Raw genomic sequence first — 18,470 nt, 5'->3', positions numbered from 1 at the left:
ATAAATATTTACCACTGCACCATGCGATGCCGTAGTCTTATGCGGTGTTAATTCCCCTTTCAGGGAGCTATCCCCCAGTTACAGGCAGGTTGCATACGCGTTACTCACCCGTGCGCCACTCTCAATAGTATTGCTACCATTTTACCGTTCGACTTGCATGTGTTAGGCCTGTCGCTAGCGTTCATCCTGAGCCAGGATCAAACTCTTCGTTGTAGAAAAGATTTTAATATATTTTCCTGTGCTCCTCAAAGAAATTTTCGAAAGGACGTTGCTTGTTTTAACCTTGTTTCTTTTTTGGTATTGCATCAATATTTTCAAAGAACTTTTTCTTCCTGTTTCCCCACACAACAAACCGATGTCTGTCCTGCGTTTCGGGGCTGCAAAGATAAAGGATTTAATTTCTAAACTCCAAATGTTTTTCAAAGTTTTTTTGAGAAATGTTTTTCCTCTTAATAAACCTCTAAACCTTGCCGCTTGCTTCAATAATTGTCAGTACTAAACTGACTACTCTTGTGCCTTTCCCCGTTTGGAAAGCGAGTGCAAAAGTAGACGTTCATCCTTTACGCTCCAAACTTTTTACGCACTCTTTTTTGTTAAAAAAAATAACTCGCTAAAAGCCAGCTGAAAAAACGACAACAAACATCTCATTTTTCAAAAGCCGGAACTATAAAATTACAACATTTCTCAATACCAACCAAATTTTGCCTCAAAAAGATTAGTTAAAAATAATAGCCAAAATATGTATCTTCGCATCTAAACATCAAACTCAACAAACCATTACGAATGAAGTGCATTGTATTGATACCGACTTACAACGAGAAAGAGAATATTGAAGCGATTACACGTGCAGTGCTTTCTCAGCCAAACAACCTCCACCTTCTGATAATAGACGATAACTCTCCAGACGGAACCGCCTCTATTGTCAAAAAAATGCAAGCGGAGTTTCCCGAACGTTTACACCTACTGGAACGACCAGGCAAACAGGGATTGGGAACGGCTTATATAGCAGGTTTTAAATGGGCACTTAGCCATTCGTATGACTATATTTTTGAAATGGATGCGGATTTTTCGCACGATCCCAAAGATCTGGAAAAACTATATTATGCATGTACGGTGGAACATGCCGACATGGCCATCGGTTCAAGATACAAGTCGGGCGTGAACGTTGTAAACTGGCCAATTGGGAGGGTTTTAATGTCGTATTTTGCATCTGTATATGTGCGCATCGTAACGGGTATGAAAATAATGGATACCACTGCTGGCTTTAAATGTTATCACAAAAGCGTGTTAAAGACGATTGATTTAGATAAAATCAAATTTAAAGGATATGCCTTCCAGATAGAGATGAAATTCACTGCATGGAAGTATGGTTTCAACATTATTGAAGTGCCAATTGTTTTCACCGACAGGCGACAGGGAGCTTCAAAAATGAGTGGAGGGATTTTTAACGAAGCTGTTTGGGGGGTGATTAAAATGAAGGCTGGCAGTCTGTTTAAACAGTACAAAATTAAAACAGACGAATTGATTTAAACTTTAACCCTTTTACAGCGCGCATTAAGAAATACAACAATCATTAAGCAATCCTCTGGTTTGGCACAAATTTCAACCAATACACCTACAAAAATTGATGTAATTTATCCGCTATAGTATGCTGCACAAATTAGCATGAGCGGGAAGTTCAGACAACAAAAACAAAAAACAGATGAAAACCACATTGATAAAAAATGCCTCCATCATAAATGAAGGCACAGCTTATACGGGCAGCCTTCTTATAAAGGAAGAGATTATTGAGCGGATATTTCGGGAGGGAGAGGAACTTCCGGCAGCCGACCGTATTATAGATGCGAAAGGGTATTATCTGATGCCAGGAGTAATAGATGATCAGGTTCATTTTCGGGAACCAGGATTGACACACAAAGGAGACATCTACACTGAATCGCGGGCAGCTATTGCCGGCGGGGTTACCTCATTCATGGAGATGCCAAACACCAATCCCCAATCTGTAACAATTAGCGCTTTGGAGGAAAAGTACGCTATTGCAGCTTCCAAATCGCCGGCAAACTACTCATTTTATATGGGAGCCACCAACGATAATCTGGAGGAGATATTGAAAATTGATCCACGCAATGTATGTGGCGTAAAGGTATTTATGGGCTCCTCAACCGGCAATATGCTGGTTGACAAACCACAAGCACTAAACAACTTATTCAGGGAGGTGCCGGTTCTTATTGCCACACATTGCGAAGATGAAGCTACCATCAAACACAATCTGGAATTATACAAGCAAAAATACGGTGAACATACTCCGTTCAGCGTACATCCGGAGATACGAAATGATGAGGCCTGCTACAAATCATCTTCAATGGCTGTGGAACTTGCGACTAAACACGGAAGCAGATTGCATATCCTACATCTTTCCACAGCTAAGGAACTCTCACTTTTCGACAACACTTTGCCACTATCAGAAAAACGGATAACAGGAGAGGTATGCGTGCACCATCTATGGTTCGATGCGGATGACTATGATCGCCTTGGGTCAAGAATAAAGTGGAATCCGGCAGTAAAATACAGGGAAGATCGTGATGCCTTGAGAAACGGGCTCATCAACAACTTTTTGGACGTGGTAGCTACCGACCATGCGCCCCACACGTTGGAGGAGAAGAATCAAGACTATTTCAAATCCCCTTCGGGAGGTCCACTGGTGCAGCACGCATTAACGGCAATGCTGGAAATGGCGCACCAAGGAGTATTCACCAAAGAACTGGTAGTGGAAAAAATGTGCCATGCTCCGGCCACGTTATTCAGAATAGAAAAACGAGGTTTTATCAGAGAGGGTTACTATGCCGATTTGGTGATGGTTAATCCCAATGGCAATCAAACTGTTACCGACGAGTCGGTATTGTACAAATGCAAATGGACACCTTTCAACGGAACGAAACTAAAACACACAATATCACGTACATGGGTAAATGGTGCGTTGGTGTATGAAGAAGGAACAATCAACGATTCCATCAAAGGAAAACGCCTGCTGTTTAATGTATAATATCCTGAAACAGTCCATAAAGAATGTTTCGATGCTCAGAAGCATGATTATTGGCGAGTTCTCAAGATAAATCGGGACAAGCAATGCGGCATTTGAAAAACAAAATTATAGACACATGAAAACTCTTTCTCTGTTTGTTCTTACATTATATCTAATATTATCAGGTTGTACTTCAAATGAGCCGAAAGTAAAAACCATTGTCATCTCAGATAACAACCTTACTGAAGAGACGATTGTTGCAGATCCCATCATCTATGCCGTTGACATAATCAGCTATGACCCAGACGATGAATGGATGAATGAACGTCTGAAACACGTGCAGTCTAAAAAGATGATATCTGAAATATTTGAACAAGTCTATACCGGCCATCTGGAAGTGTTTGATTATTTCACAGGCCAATTATTGACTTTAGATGACGTAAAGCGGATTGAATCGGCTCACGATTATTCAAGAGGACGCATAGAAGAGCTTTTGTTTGAAGAAACATGGCTCTTCTCAGCAGAACAAAAGGTATTTCAGAAACATGTACACTCAATGGTTTTAGGCTATGCCGTTTATGCCGACGATGGATACCGGCGAGGTGTTAAACCGGTATTTCGGGTAAAACTAAACTAGCTAAAGATTTATCTCAGCACAAAACGCGCAACCTTACGTGTTACCTGTGAATCCAGAACTTCTCGTCCTGAAGTCATCTCCTCGATGGCCTCGGGTGTATATTGTCTGATGGTTATCAGCTCTACATCCTCGTTGTAACGAACAGAAAACTCTTTATTGAGCGCATTCAAAAACGCCTCTGTATCACGTTTACGGTCGAAGCAGGCAGAGAAATTCAGTGCTGAATTCTGCATCAGATTCATCTTTACCCGATACTTACGAAAAATAGATATTATCTCAATGAGTTTATCCTCCATAATAAATGAAAAATCGAATGGAGAGATGGTCACAAAAACCTGATTCGTTTTAAGAATGTAAACCGGCACCATTTCGCTAATACCTTTACGCTCACATATAATTGTGCCTGTGGCTGTTGGGTCAACAAATGACTTCACATACATCGGTATGTTCTTGTTTTGCAGCGGCTTTAGTGTTTTAGGGTGTATAACCTGAGCCCCGTAAAAGGAGAGTTCTATGGCTTCGAGGTAAGAGATTTCATTTATTTTCACAGTACCGGCATACCACCGTGGGTCGGCATTTAAAACGCCTGGCACATCTTTCCAGATGGTTACATCCTGTGCATCCATCACATGACCAATTATGGCCGCTGTATAATCAGAACCTTCGCGACCAAGCGTGGTGGTCAGATTGCTGATTGTTCCGCCTAAAAAACCCTGTGTGAGATACAAACCGGCATCGGCAAACTGAAACGCCTCTTTCATATATTTTGTTGTCAACTCCCAGTCCACATTGGCATCGCGGTATAAATCATCTGTTTTTAGCAGATTGCGCACATCCTGCCAACAACAATCTAATCCCTGACTTTCCCAATAATCAGCGATGATAGCAGTGGAGAGCAATTCGCCATAGGAAACGACCTGGTCATACTCATAATCGAAATGCATTGATGAAACCCCGCACAAACGATTCTCAAGCTGGCTAATGAATTCATTGTAGCGCACACTTGCCTGTGCCGAACCAAAAAGATCCTTTACAATCTCCTCATGGTAATTCTTGATTGGAACCAGAGCCTCCTGAATCTTTGCTTCGTCTTTGTTAAACCAGGCATCGTTCAGTACTTCGAAAGCATTGGTCATTTTGCCCATGGCAGAAATTACAACGATGAGTTGTGAGTTGGCATTTCGAACAATAGAAGTCACATTACGAACCCCATCCCCATCTTTTACCGATGCTCCTCCGAATTTATATACTTTCATTTTTTGGCAGGTTTAATATACAACAGACATAGATTATGACTTATGACAACAGTGCCATCAGTCGACCTTTCGATTAAAATACAAGTAAAAACAACTGATTATAATGTGCAAATTTATGGATTTATTATAAACAGTTAATTTAAGGTATGATGACATTAATCAGAAAAATGAAAACAATTAAAAGAATAAAATGCTGCCATAATAGATCTCCACGGACTCTTTGCCGACTATTTTAATCCTCATTATCTAAGAGACTGTTTAAATTTATATTAAATCTGCATTGAAGATTTTTAGACTATTAGATGCGGAGCAAAGCGAAGTCCCGCACTGAGGGATAAGATATTTAGACTGATAGACTAGATTAAACAGAAAATAAGATTAATCTAATCATCTTTCTCAACTACTCTATCTGTCTAGAATCTAATAGTATTCGCATCTAAAACCTATTTTATAAATTAAATTTAAACAGTTAATAAAAATCTGCTCGTTTTTCAACTTCTGTAAGTTTCTACTGCATTTGCAGCACTGTATTTCACAATGAATCCAAAATCTTTCCCCTCAATCATTTTCATGATTTAAACTACACATAGAGACTAATAATAAACCCAATAGCTAATGTTCGGTAAAAACTCTTCTGAACTAACTCACATTTTAAATAATTGCCATTAATTTTGTCGAAAAAAAAGATGGATCTATCCAGCGCACCTGCCGATAAATATCAAAATCATCCAAATATCCCCTTCATAAAAGAATGGTTGACCGGGCAAAACGGCATTCTGAGTCTAAAAGGATTGGCTGGCTCTGTCATCTCCGTGTTGATATCCACGCTAAAAAAAGATAAACCACACCTTATTATATGTAATGATAAAGAGGCATCGGCATATCTTTATCACGACTTGGCTCAACTCAATGGCAACGAATCAGTCTATTATCTGCCATCATCATACAAACGTTCACCAGAATTTGGCCAGCCCGACCCCAACCAGATGATATTACGAACGGAGGCACTTCAGGGCTTAAGGCAAGCCAAAGCCGGAGAGTTTTTCGTTACTTATACCGAAGCGTTGTTGGAAAAAGTGCCGGGCGATACCGTTATTGAACACCAAACGCTCAATCTCCGAAAAGGAGAAAAAATTGACCTCTATTTTGTTGTTGACTTTCTAAAAGAGCTTGGTTTTCAGCGAGCCGACTTTGTGTATGAACCGGGAGCTTACTCAGTTCGTGGTTCAATTCTGGATGTATATAGTTTTTCCTACGAAGAGCCATTTCGCATCGATTTTTTTGGTGATGAAATAGAGAGCATACGTTCGTTTGACATTGAAAACCAACTATCAAAGACATCCTTTGATGAGATAACAATTATCCCGGAACTCACCCCCTCTGATACCTCAGATTATATCCCATTTCCGGAATCATTAAAACATGACATTGGAATTTGGATTGATGAACCATCAGTTATTATTGAGCGGATGAACAGAATCTACGACAAGGCCGAATCCTTATCGGGCAACAAACCCGAACCGGATGATGAACGTAAGATTCCCGGGGTTGAACAATTAATCACAGGTTCGCTATTTAAAACGCTTCTGGAGCAACGACCGCTTATAATTTGGGGCAATACTCAGGGATTTGCAGCCAAAGACGAGATTCGGTTTAACACCTCTCCCCAGCCTTTGTTTCACAAGCACTTTAATTTGGTTGAGGACAACATACGCGAAAGGCAAACTGAAGGCTATGAAGTAACTGTGCTGTCAGACAATGATCGACAACTGGAGCGACTCAGACAAATCTTTGCCGACCGTAACAGTCACATCCAATATGAAGAGTTGAACCATGCACTTCATGAAGGATTTATTGACCACGACCTCAAAATTTGCATCTATACCGACCACCAGATATTTGACAGATATCACAAATTTAGCCTCAAAACGGATAAAACCCGGGCAGCACGTCAATCCATAACACTAAAAGAACTCACAAGACTGAATCCGGGAGATTATGTGGTACATGTTGATCATGGAATAGGTCGATTTGGCGGACTGGTAACTCTGGAGGAGAATGGTCACCGGCAGGAAGCCATTCAGCTGATATACAGGGACAATGACATTCTATTGGTGAATATTCACTCTCTACATCGCATCAGCAAATACAAAGGACAAGAAGGTGAACCACCCAAGGTGCACAAACTCGGTCATGCTGCCTGGTCGAAGATGAAGGAGAAGACCAAGAAAAAAGTTAAGGACATTGCCCGTGAGCTCATTGCGCTATATGCCAGACGAAAAGCAGAACCTGGCTTTGCTTTTTCTGCCGACACCTTTATGCAAAGTGAGTTGGAAGCATCGTTTATATACGAAGACACGCCCGACCAGTATAAGGCCACATTGGCTGTAAAAAAAGACATGGAAGATAAAAGCCCGATGGATAGACTTGTATGTGGCGATGTAGGCTTTGGAAAAACTGAGATAGCCATCAGAGCTGCTTTTAAGGCTGTGAGCGACAATAAGCAGGTTGCCATTCTGGTGCCAACAACCATTCTTGCGCTTCAACACCACAACACATTTAAAGAACGACTAAGTGATTTTCCGTGTAGAGTGGAATACATCAGCAGACTTAGAAAAACGTCGGACATAAACAGAATTGTATCAGAAACCAAGGAGGGTAAAGTAGATATCCTGATTGGCACCCATAGGATAGTAGGTAAAGATGTGGAGTTTAAAGATCTTGGTCTGCTCGTAATTGATGAAGAGCAACGTTTTGGTGTATCGGTAAAAGAGAAATTAAAGAATATCAAAGTAAATGTAGATACCCTTACACTTACAGCCACACCCATACCCCGAACCCTTCAATTTTCGCTTATGGGAGCGCGGGATCTGTCCATTCTGAATACCCCGCCGCCCAACCGACAGCCCATTTTCACCGAACTGCACACTTTTAACGAAGAGATAATAAAAGAAGCAATCACCTTTGAGGTGGAGCGTAATGGCCAGGTCTTTTTTATAAACAACCGGGTTCAGAATATTCTGGAAATTGAAAATTTTATCAAGCGGGCACTGCCCCACATCAAAACAGTTGTTGCTCACGGACAGATGGAAGGCAACAAACTTGAAAGCATCATGCTCGACTTTATAAATGGTGAATATGATGTATTGATTGCAACAACCATTATCGAATCAGGTCTTGACATTCCAAACGCCAATACCATTATTATCAACAACGCACACCATTTTGGACTGAGCGAACTACACCAGTTGCGTGGTCGCGTGGGACGCTCTAATAAAAAAGCCTTTTGCTATTTATTGGCGCCACCGGTAAGTACCCTTACTTCCGACGCACGCAGAAGACTTAAAATTCTGGAAGAGTTCTCTGATTTAGGCAGTGGATTCAACATAGCCATGCAGGATTTAGATATACGGGGAGCAGGAAACCTTTTGGGCGGCGAACAGAGTGGCTTTATTGCCGACATAGGTTACGAAACCTATCAACGCATTTTGGAGGAGGCACTACTGGAACTACGTGAAGCGGAGTATCCTCAACTTATAGACTATACTCCTGAAGTGGCTGCACAAGGAATAAAATACGTAAGCGACTGCCAGATAGAAACCGATGCAGATGTGCGGTTTCCCGAGGAGTATATTGCCAATATAGCTGAGCGAATGGAGCTTTACCGTGAGCTGGACAATATAAAAGATGAGCCCAATGTAGACCGATTCCGCAGCAACGTGATGGACCGCTTTGGCGAGCTGCCCCCCGAAGCAGATGGATTACTTGAGATAGTGAAAATACGAATTGACGCTGAACATCTGGGCATCGAAAAACTCATCTACAAAAACAACAAGTTGCGCTTAAATTTCATAAGCAATCAGGATTCGCCATTTTACAAAACACTAACATTCAGCAATATCCTAAACTGGTTGCAAAAGAATCACAAAAAAGCCAGGATGGAAGAGAAACAAAATAAACTGTTTATGTCCATTCCTAACATCAATGCGTTATCAGAAATAAGGGTGTTGTTTAAAGAAATTATGACTGTAGAATAGATTCATGCTTTAAATTGCGAATACGTAAAATAAGCTCCTGATTTCCTTCACACGGTTCGCCTGTAAGACATCCTGTGACGGGAAAATGTTTCTCTGAAATTTGAAAAGAGGTTTCAAAAAATGCTTTCTCCTCATTGAGTGCACCAGATAGAAACGCCTCATCAAACTGAAACAGGTGTTGCCATTTGGCAACATTCTGATGCTTCATGTCAGATGAAGGTTTCACAAGCTGCTCAAAGGCCTCGTTGTACTCAACCACGCTAAGTTCATTGTTGAGAATAACAACCGGTTCACTACTCTCAATAATTGCCTTGCGCAGACGCTGGTAGTTTTTAATGGCATTTTTCTCTATTGAGATATCGTTAAGCACCAATTGATGAGCTTTATGTCCCGAAAACTTCACAACAGAACCCATCATGGCTACTTCAAAAGGCATGCCGTGAGCCGTTTTCATGGTTACATTGATGCGTGAACTCTTCTTCTCATCCGGCATATCGTCGCTGATGAAATCAGCTACCTCCATGTGATTGGCATCCGCCACAAAATTCAGCAATGGAAGTCCAATGATGTCTTCCATATAATGCGTACGGAATAAATCCAGAGCATTCATGTTCAGATATCGGATGCTTCCTTCCTGAATGATGATAACAGGCATTGGTGATTCAGACAGGTAAGCGCGATAGCTTTGTTCCCGTCTTTTTTGCTCCACAGCCAGCTTGTGCTTATAATAGGCCAAATCAATGGAAATGCCCAATTCATTTTTCTGAACGGGCTTAACCAGATATCCGTATGAATTGGAGATAATGGCACGCTCTACAACACTTGTACTGGTATCACTAGAGACAAAAATTACCGGGATATCAAAATCCCTTTGTATGCGTTCAGCCGTTTGAATGCCATCCATTTCACCCTCGAGGTGAATATCCATGAGCACCACATCAGGTTTCTCATCCTTACAAAACTCGAGCGCTCGTGGCCCGGTTTGACAACGCCCTGCAAGGTGATGTCCCAAATCCTTTATGAAAAAAGAGAATATTGCTGATATAAATATGTCATCCTCAACGATTAAAACCTTACGCATTACAGATAATTTTATATATTAAAAGGGATTGAGTGCTAAATGTTCCATCTAATTTTAAAAGCGAATCATCTGATTCATTCAGAAATAGATTAAAAAAACTACTTTTGTAAACCATCAATAAAAAAGTCAGATTGGGAACGAAATCTATGCTCAAATTAACAATAGATCGGGGAAACAGCGCCACTAAAATTGGTTTTTTTGACCAAAGCAAGCTTGTGGCTGTCCACAGTATCCCAAATGACGATAAAGAGTTTATCACCACTTTTATCGGCACCCATCAACCGGAGGCAGCAATCATTTCATCCGTTGCAGACGATTTCGATCTTGGGTTGATACAAAAAAAGGTGAAAAACATAGTTGTTCTGGATCACCAAACACCACTGCCTTTCGCAAATATGTACCACACCCCCGAAACATTAGGAAAAGATCGCATTGCAGCTGTGGCCGGAGCTCAACAGCTATATCCTCAAAAGAGTGTTTTTGTGATTGATGCCGGAACAGCCATCACCTACGATGTTTTATTAGGAGGAAACAAGTATGCCGGAGGCGATATTTCACCCGGCATGGCAATGCGTTTCAAGGCGTTGAACACCTTCACCAGCAGGTTGCCATTGGTCACAAAAGACGAACCCCATCAGTTTCCCGGAAAAAAAACAACACATGCTATAGCATCAGGTGTAATTAATGGAATGATTTTTGAAATCGAAGGCTACAGGGCTTTCTGCAAAAATAATTGGGACATTGACATAACCATTCTTACAGGAGGTGACTCAGATTTTTTTGCCGGAAAATTAAAAAAGCCCATCTTTGTAAACCAAAATTTGGTATTGGTCGGACTAAATCGAATACTCGAATACAATGCATAAAAAAATCGGAATCCTGCTTTCAGGGTTAGTTTTGTTCTCTTCTGTCAGCACAACTCTTTCTCAAACACGCACATCTTCACCCTTTTCCAGATTTGGAATTGGGGAGATTAATTATGGTGGCTTTGGCCGCAACAATGCCATGGGTGGCACAGGTATCGGCATCAGGTCGTCACAACACCTGAATAATCTGAACCCGGCATCCTACACTGCCATTGACTCGCTCTCCTTCTTTTTTGAGGTTGGAGTAAGTGGCAACAGGCAAACCATCAAAACCGGAGGAGGCTCCCAGTCGTTTTCGGATATGAATTATGACTATTTTGCATTTGGCTTCCCCATAAGCAGAAAAATAGGCCTGTCTTTTGGATTAAAGCCTGCGAGTAATGCAGGTTACAATTTTGAAACCATCCACAACCGAGAAGCCAATCCCACCCTTCAAACAGCAATGGGAACAGGAAACTTCTCAAATCTCTATGGTGGCATAGCCTATAAAGTTTCACCAGCCCTTTCGGTTGGAGCACATGCCTCCTTCTGGTTTGGAAAAATAAAACACTCATCCTTTCATGAGTTTTTGGCCGACAGAACCAACACCTTTACATACGGTTCAAAGCATGAACATCACATGAGCAATCTGTTTCTCGACTTTGGCGTTCAACATACCACAACACTCAGCGAAAATCAAAAACTGGTATTGGGCGCCACTTTCCGTCCATCACTACCTGTAAATGCTGAAACCACCAGCATCAAGTCAAAAGGAATGGATTTCACAGCATCTGAAAATTTATTTGCGTTTGGTGATACGCTTTCGTACTCGTATGTATCGTGGGGGGATGAATCATTTAAAATGCCAACAAGTTTCGGTGTAGGTGCATCGTATGTGATTGATGGCAAATTAACCCTCGCAGCTGATTATTCATCACAACTTTGGGGTGAGAATAAATTTCCGGATGACTACACCCAAACAGCCAACACATCAATGATGGCCTTTGGAGCAGAGTTTATTCCAAACGAACGTACTGCCACACGTTACTATCAGCGCATCAGATTCAGAGCCGGCGCATATTACAACGAGGACTACCTCATGATAAACGGATACCAGCTAAGGGACTTTGGCATGAGTTTTGGATTAGGTTTACCACTGAGGCGCACCAACACATCCATCAATGTAGGATTACAAATGGGTAGCAAAGGCACAGCCCAAACTGGTCAGCTTTCAGAAAATTATACAAGATTCACTTTAAACTTTACCATGCATGAATTTTGGTTCATGAAGCGTAGGTTTGAATAAAACCTAACAGGTTGATTTTAAAAAAACAATTAAGTGAATTATATTTGCAGCCGAAAAAATAGCGTAAGCTAAAAAAAGACTGGTAGAAACCTTCACCCACGCTGATATACCACAAGCGTATCGGCCCAACAGACAGAAAAAGAAATAATCGTACGTTAATTAAAAATAAGCAAGATGAGAGCGTTAAAATTACTTGCCTTAGGTCTGATCATCTCCTTACAGGCAGCAGCGCAGACCGGAGTTGCATCCGGCACCAGATATGGGGTGGGAGAAGATAGTGTTCGTTGTGTACGGAATTTATCACTCTATACAGAAGATTTCCGCAACCGCAATTTCAAAGAAGCGTTCCCGGCTTGGGAAGCAGTATTCAATGAATGCCCGGCAGCCAGCGTAAACATTTACATTGATGGTGTAACAATGATTAAGCAGCAGATAGCTGCCAACCGCGATGCAGCGAAATTTGAAGAGTTGTATCAGTTGCTGATGAAAGTATATGATCAGCGTATGGTTCATTTTGGCGACCATCAGCGCACACCAACCCCTGCCATCAAAGGTAGCAAAGCTGTTGACATGCTTCAGTATAAACGCGACGACAATCAGGTTATCAGAGAAGCGTATGAACTATTGAATGATGCGGTTACAGGACTTGGTCGCAGATCACAACCAGCATTTCTGCTTACATTTATGAATACTTCGGTAAATATGTATCGCATGGGCAATCTCGATGCTGAAACACTGGTAAAAAACTACACCCTTGTTTCAGATGTAATCGATTTTCAGTTGAAAGACCCGGGTCATTCCAGATTCCACGATACACTTGAAGAAGTAAAAGGCGGCGTTGAAGGACTTTTTGCATCAAGTGGAGCTGCCAGTTGTCAAATTATTGAGCAGATTTATGGCCCGCAATTGGAAGAAAACAAGTTTGACCTGGCATGGCTCAAGCGTGTTAACCAACTACTGGCAAGAGGTTTGTGTGAAGATACCGACTTACTTTACAAAGTCTCAGAATATCAGCACAACATAGAACCTTCGAGTGCCTCGGCCTACGGTCTTGCGAGAATGTACCTTAAAACAAGAGACATTCCAAGAACCATTGAGTTCTATAACGAAGCCATACGACTTGCTGAAAACGACACTCAAAAAGGCGAATACCTGTATCAGCTGTCGATGATTTACCTTACACAGGACAACTATGTTGCTTCGCGCACACACGCCCTGAGAGCCATCGAAGCCCGCCCGAACTGGGGAGCACCTTTCCTTCTGATTGGTCGCGCTTACGCTGCAGCAGCCAATAACGTTGGAGCCGATGATTTTGAAAAGAAAGCTGTTTATTGGGCCGCAGTAGACAAATTTATGAGAGCCAAATCAGTAGATCCATCTGTTACGGATGAGGCAAACGAGCAAATCAGAATTTATTCAGCCCACTTCCCTGCATTGGACGAGATTTTCTTCAGAAATATGCAACAAGGACAAACCTACACTGTAGGAGGTTGGATAAACGAAAGAACCACTGTACGTGCAAAATAATATCGTTTTGAAAACGAATTGCAATAGTAACTCATTCTGGAAATTAACAGGGGCAAGCAGTATCATTTTACTGCTTGCCATTGTTGTTTCTTTGCCCTCCTGTACACCAAACAAACCAGAAGAAATAAAAGCCCTTACAAACCGTGAGGAGCTGCCTAGTATATCCTTGATTGATTTGACGTCGACCATCACCGACTCAGGCAAAATAAAATATAAGTTCCTTACGCCGGAGATGCTTCAATTCGACCAAAGGAAGGAGCCAACCATTGAGTTTCCGCAAGGCCTGCACCTCTTCATCTACGACCAAAATGAGGAAATTGATGCCCAGATAAAGTGCAATGCCGCCATTTACTATCAGAACGATGAACTATGGGAATTGCGCAACGATGTGGAAGCAGTAAACACAAACGGTGAAATTATCAATACAGAACTGATGTTTTGGGACGGAAAAAAACAGACCATCTATTCTGACCAGTTTATCAAAATCACCACCGACACCGAAATCATTACCGGCTATGGCTTTGAGTCGGACGAAAGACTCGAGAATTACAAAATCAGAAATATAAGCGGGATCCTTCAGATAGAAGATCAGGCGGCTAAGCCTGATGAATGATTTTTACTATCTTTAAGTCAGAATTATCAAACAATAATGGATCAACTCTCTGTCATTCTGCTTTCACTTGTATTGTCGGCCTTCTTCTCCGGAAGCGAAATGGCCTTCCTGTCGACGAATAAACTTCTTATAGAGCTTAACCGCAAACGCCATCCTGCATTAAGCAAAATCACCGACCGATTTCACAAAAATCCGGGATTGTTCATCTCCACCATTCTCATTGGTAACAACATTGCGTTGGTTATTTACGGTCTATACATGGCCAGACTTATTGAACCCGCAATAGGCAATTATTTAAACTCAGATTGGGGAATATTGCTAACGCAGACCATACTCAGTACATTTATTATATTGATAGCGGCTGAATTTTTACCGAAGATTCTGTTTCGTCTAAATCCGGGTGCTGCGCTAAATCTGGTATCCATACCACTAACCATCTTTTATACAGTATTTTACCCCCTTTCAAAACTCACACTTATTTTCTCAAATTTTTTTATTCAGAAAATACTGAAAATAAAACAATCCAACACAAACGAACCCATTGTTATAGGACGTATTGATTTGGATCATCTGATATCGGAACATCAAAACAAAACGCAAAATGAAAACTCCATCGTTCAAGAGATGAAGTTTTTCAGAAATGCGCTGGATTTCTCAAACCTAAAAGTAAGAGATTGTTCAGTGCCGAGAACTGATTTGGAAGTAGCAGATATTGATGAGGATCTTGAAATAATCAGAAAACGATTCGTCGAAACCGGATACTCCAAAATATTGGTTTACAAAGACAACATCGACAACATTATAGGCTACGTACACGTGTCGGCCATGTTTCGAAGTCCGAAGCGACTGCGGAATGTCATTAGTCCCATCTCGATAGTTCCCGAAAGCATGCCCGCAGCCAAATTATTGGAGATTTTCACAAAAGAGCATAAAAGTATTGTGCTGGTTGTTGACGAATTTGGCGGTACCGCAGGAATTGTAACCCTCGAAGACGTATTGGAAGAGATATTTGGAGAGATAGATGATGAGCACGATGTGTCCGATTTGGTAGAAAAGCAGATAGCGCCGGATACTTACCAGTTTTCGGGGCGGTTTGAAATAGACTACCTGAATGAGAAGTATAACCTGAATCTTCCCGAATCGGACGATTATGAAACGCTGGCAGGTCTGATACTATATCACAACGAAGCCATTCCGGAAGCGGAAGAAGAGATAGAGATAGGTGATTTTCGCGTAAAAATACTAGAAGCATCCAAATCGAAAATAGAATTGATACAAATAACAACCCATATATCTTAAATGCAATGCAAAAGGCCGGTAATATTTGCAATCATGCAATCGGTTTAAGATGTGATAATACAATTTTTTGTATATTCGTAACCTGTTTTAAAAAAGCTAAATATTAAATCATAAAACGAATGGCAACTTTAGAGAAAATACGAAGTAAAGGAGGAGTTATTGTAGCCATCTTCATTGGCTTTGCCCTTTTTGCCTTTATCATGATGGATTTCATGGGTTCAGGAGGCTCATTTTTTTCGGGCTCGAGGATGGAATTGGCCAATATTAACGGTACAACTATAAACATTCAGGAGTTCCAGAATAAAGTAACCGAGATGGAGGAGTTTAACAAACTGAATCAGGGCGTTAACACTCTTACAGAGGAGGAGGTTTACATGCTTAGGGATCATACCTGGAATCAACTGGTAAATCAAACGCTGCTTGAAGAGATTTATGACCAACTCGGTCTTAGAGTTACTTCTGAAGAGTTGATGGATATGCTAACAGGAAGAAACATTCACCCCGCCATTCGTCAGCATCCACTGTTTACCAATCCACAAACCGGAATGTTTGATCAACAGCAGGTACTTAACTTCCTGTTTGCCAAAAATCAGGATCCTACAGCCTATTTCTACTGGATGGTGATGGAAGAGCAGCTCATAAATGAGCGTTTGTTCAGCAAATACAAAAATCTGCTGATGAAAGGGATGTACATTCCCACCATGTGGAAAGAGAGTGAATTGGCATCTCGCAGCAAAATGGTAGATTTCGACTTTGTGGTGGCCAGATACACCACTGTGGATGACAGCGAAGTAGCTGTATCCGATGCCGAAATCAGAAACTACTACCGTGCCAACCAAAACCTTTTTAAGCAAGAAGCGTCACGCGAAATCGAATACATCACCTTCGACATAGTTCCAACTGAAGCCGACCGTCAGGCTGCGCTTGAGTGGGTAGAAAAGATGATGGAAAATTTCGCTAATCCGGAAATTGATGCCGCTCAGTTTGTAAACCTGAACTCAGACGAGCCTTTCATGGGCAGAAACCGTCGTGCAGCCGAGTTTAGCTCAGCCATCGAAGCCTTTATCACATCGGCATCGGTTAACGCAGTGTATGGCCCCTATTTTGAGGATGACAGCTACAAAGCTGTTAGACTTGTGGCCATCAACAACATGCCCGACTCGGTTCGTGCACGTCATATTTTAATTCGCGAACCAAACCCTGAAGCAGCAAACAAATTGGCCGACAGCCTTATGACCGTTGCCCGAAGAGGTGGTAATTTTGCAGAATTGGCACGTACCTATTCTGAAGATCCAGGTTCTGCGATAAATGGTGGTGATTTGGGTTGGTTCCGTGAAGGAATGATGGTTGCCCCATTCAATGACGCAGTGTTCAATGGAAAAGCAGGTGACATTGTAAAAGTTGAAACCCAATTTGGTATTCACATCATCCATATTCAGGAGCAAGGCCGTCCGTCACCAAAATATCAGGTAGCCACGCTTGCCCGTAACATATCTTACAGTTCCAAAACATATCAGGATGTATACAGCGCAGCTACCAGGTTTGCAGCCTTAAACAACACTGCAGCCAAATTCAATACTGCCATCGAAGAGAACAATCTGACCAAACGTTTTGGCCGCAACATCAGAGAAAACGACCGTAACGTTGGGCCTCTTGAATCATCAAGAGAGTTGGTAAGATGGGCATACGAAGCAAATGTAGGAGCATTGTCTCCAGTGTTTGAATTTGGCGACAGATTTGTTATTGCCCACCTTATCTCTTCTTCGAAAGATGGCGTGTTACCGCTGGATGCTGTACGCGCCCGCATCGAAAGAGAGCTCATCAATGAAAAGAAAGCAGACCTGTTGATTTCCCGTGTGAAGGAATATGCAACCGGTGGTGCCAGCATGGAAGCCATTGCGGAGAAATTGAATTCATCCGTACAGTCTGCCAACGATATAACCTTCGCATCGTTTCAGGTACCAGGTGCAGGTGTTGAACCGGCATTGGTTTCTCTTGCCGTTCATTCGCCAACAAACCAGATTTCACAACCTGTGAAAGGTAACAACGGTGTTTATCTTGTTAAGGTAACAAATGTTGACCAAAACACTGTTGTAGCAGACAATGTATCTCGTGAACTGGTTCAAAACCTCGTGATGAAGGTTGAATACCAACTTATGGAAACCCTCCGCGAAAATGCAGTAATTGTAGATCGCAGAGCACAGTTCTATTAATAGTTGATACAACAAAACACACAAACGAAGGGCTGCCTGCAAAGGTGGCCCTTTTGCTTTTCTCAACCACACCCACAACGGCACAAAAAAACCTGCACATGGCAGGCTCAATGAATTTTTTGGGATGATGCTGCTTTTATTGTCAGGATAGTAATTTCTTCACCATTTGTGATATATCCTTTCCTTCGGCTTTTCCTCCGAGTGCAGCAGTAGCAGCGCCCATCACTTTACCCATCTCCTGCATGGATGTAGCACCCTGAGCAGAGATAATTTCCTTAACAGCAGCCTCCAGTTCCTCGGGCGACAATGGTTCAGGCAGATATTCAGAGATGATGTCAACTTCCAGTTCCTCCTTATTGGCCAAATCAGCGCGCCCCTGTGCATTGTAAATGCCTGCGGCATCGCGACGTTGTTTCACCATTTTTTGGAGCAAACGAATTTCATCCTCATCAGACACAACGCCTCCTGCATTCTTCGCTGTACGGGCTTCAATCAACTCCTTTTTGATACCCCTGAGGGTATCAAGGCGAATCTGCTCTCTGGCCTTCATAGCGCTCTTTATATCATCGTTTATTCTTTCGAAAATACTCATATCGGTTCAAAGTTATAATATTGTATTTAGTTCAAACATCAA

Annotated in this window: 13 protein-coding genes; 10 read left to right on the top strand and 3 right to left on the bottom strand. The window is 41.8% G+C overall.

The genetic code is table 11. From position 1 onward, the window contains the following. Positions 1-783 precede the first annotated feature (783 nt). From ALKIM_RS0111915 to ALKIM_RS0111905, 3 genes are all read left to right on the top strand, one after another. Entirely contained in the window at positions 784-1,530 is a 747-nt protein-coding gene (locus ALKIM_RS0111915) for a polyprenol monophosphomannose synthase (protein ID WP_044117917.1), read from the top strand. A 172-nt stretch (positions 1,531-1,702) separates the two neighbouring features. Further along, complete coding sequence (locus ALKIM_RS0111910; RefSeq protein WP_026474854.1) at positions 1,703-3,043, top strand: dihydroorotase; 1,341 nt, start codon at positions 1,703-1,705, stop codon at positions 3,041-3,043. Positions 3,044-3,158: 115 nt separating this feature from the next. Continuing rightward, complete coding sequence (locus tag ALKIM_RS0111905; RefSeq protein ID WP_026474853.1) at positions 3,159-3,659, top strand: hypothetical protein; 501 nt, start codon at positions 3,159-3,161, stop codon at positions 3,657-3,659. Between the two features lie 8 nt (positions 3,660-3,667). On the opposite strand, the gene ALKIM_RS0111900 is transcribed toward ALKIM_RS0111905, so the two are convergent. Then, positions 3,668-4,915 carry an aspartate kinase gene (locus ALKIM_RS0111900; RefSeq protein ID WP_026474852.1) on the bottom strand — a complete coding sequence of 416 codons (1,248 nt, stop codon included), beginning with the start codon at positions 4,913-4,915 and terminating at the stop codon, positions 3,668-3,670. A gap of 686 nt (positions 4,916-5,601) precedes the next feature. Here ALKIM_RS0111900 and mfd point away from each other — a divergent pair. Continuing rightward, the gene (mfd, locus tag ALKIM_RS0111890) at positions 5,602-8,952 is read left to right on the top strand and encodes a transcription-repair coupling factor (protein WP_026474851.1); all 3,351 of its coding nucleotides are present in this window, start codon (positions 5,602-5,604) and stop codon (positions 8,950-8,952) included. Here mfd and ALKIM_RS18385 read toward each other — a convergent pair. Continuing rightward, positions 8,936-10,033, bottom strand: a complete 1,098-nt coding sequence (locus ALKIM_RS18385) for a response regulator (RefSeq protein WP_052345533.1) — start codon at positions 10,031-10,033, stop codon at positions 8,936-8,938. The two genes, mfd and ALKIM_RS18385, sit on opposite strands and share 17 nt — an antisense overlap. Before the next feature lie 146 nt (positions 10,034-10,179). On the opposite strand from ALKIM_RS18385, the gene ALKIM_RS0111880 reads away from it, so the two are divergent. The 6 genes from ALKIM_RS0111880 to ALKIM_RS0111855 all read left to right on the top strand — a co-directional run bounded on the left by ALKIM_RS0111880 (position 10,180) and on the right by ALKIM_RS0111855 (position 17,836). Then, positions 10,180-10,899 carry a type III pantothenate kinase gene (locus ALKIM_RS0111880; protein WP_044117916.1) on the top strand — a complete coding sequence of 240 codons (720 nt, stop codon included), beginning with the start codon at positions 10,180-10,182 and terminating at the stop codon, positions 10,897-10,899. Then, complete coding sequence (locus ALKIM_RS0111875; protein ID WP_026474849.1) at positions 10,892-12,184, top strand: PorV/PorQ family protein; 1,293 nt, start codon at positions 10,892-10,894, stop codon at positions 12,182-12,184. The genes ALKIM_RS0111880 and ALKIM_RS0111875 overlap by 8 nt, the downstream gene beginning before the upstream one ends. Positions 12,185-12,358: 174 nt before the next feature. Continuing rightward, positions 12,359-13,711: a tetratricopeptide repeat protein gene (locus tag ALKIM_RS0111870; RefSeq protein ID WP_026474848.1), complete on the top strand. Its 1,353-nt coding sequence runs from the start codon at positions 12,359-12,361 to the stop codon at positions 13,709-13,711. 7 nt (positions 13,712-13,718) lie between these two features. Continuing rightward, a complete protein-coding gene (lptC, locus tag ALKIM_RS0111865) occupies positions 13,719-14,324 on the top strand; it encodes an LPS export ABC transporter periplasmic protein LptC (protein ID WP_044118286.1) in 606 nt (201 codons plus the stop codon). Positions 14,325-14,360: 36 nt separating this feature from the next. Next, the gene (locus ALKIM_RS0111860) at positions 14,361-15,623 is read left to right on the top strand and encodes a hemolysin family protein (RefSeq protein WP_026474846.1); all 1,263 of its coding nucleotides are present in this window, start codon (positions 14,361-14,363) and stop codon (positions 15,621-15,623) included. A 119-nt stretch (positions 15,624-15,742) separates the two neighbouring features. Then, the gene (locus ALKIM_RS0111855) at positions 15,743-17,836 is read left to right on the top strand and encodes a SurA N-terminal domain-containing protein (RefSeq protein ID WP_026474845.1); all 2,094 of its coding nucleotides are present in this window, start codon (positions 15,743-15,745) and stop codon (positions 17,834-17,836) included. A 142-nt stretch (positions 17,837-17,978) separates the two neighbouring features. Here ALKIM_RS0111855 and ALKIM_RS0111850 read toward each other — a convergent pair whose 3' ends face one another. Then, positions 17,979-18,428 (bottom strand): GatB/YqeY domain-containing protein, encoded by a 450-nt coding sequence (locus ALKIM_RS0111850; protein WP_026474844.1) that lies wholly within the window; start codon positions 18,426-18,428, stop codon positions 17,979-17,981. Positions 18,429-18,470: the final 42 nt, after the last annotated feature.

Source organism: Alkaliflexus imshenetskii DSM 15055, assembly GCF_000517065.1.
Classification (GTDB): domain Bacteria; phylum Bacteroidota; class Bacteroidia; order Bacteroidales; family Marinilabiliaceae; genus Alkaliflexus; species Alkaliflexus imshenetskii.
This window is presented reverse-complemented; position numbering and strand designations above follow the sequence as displayed.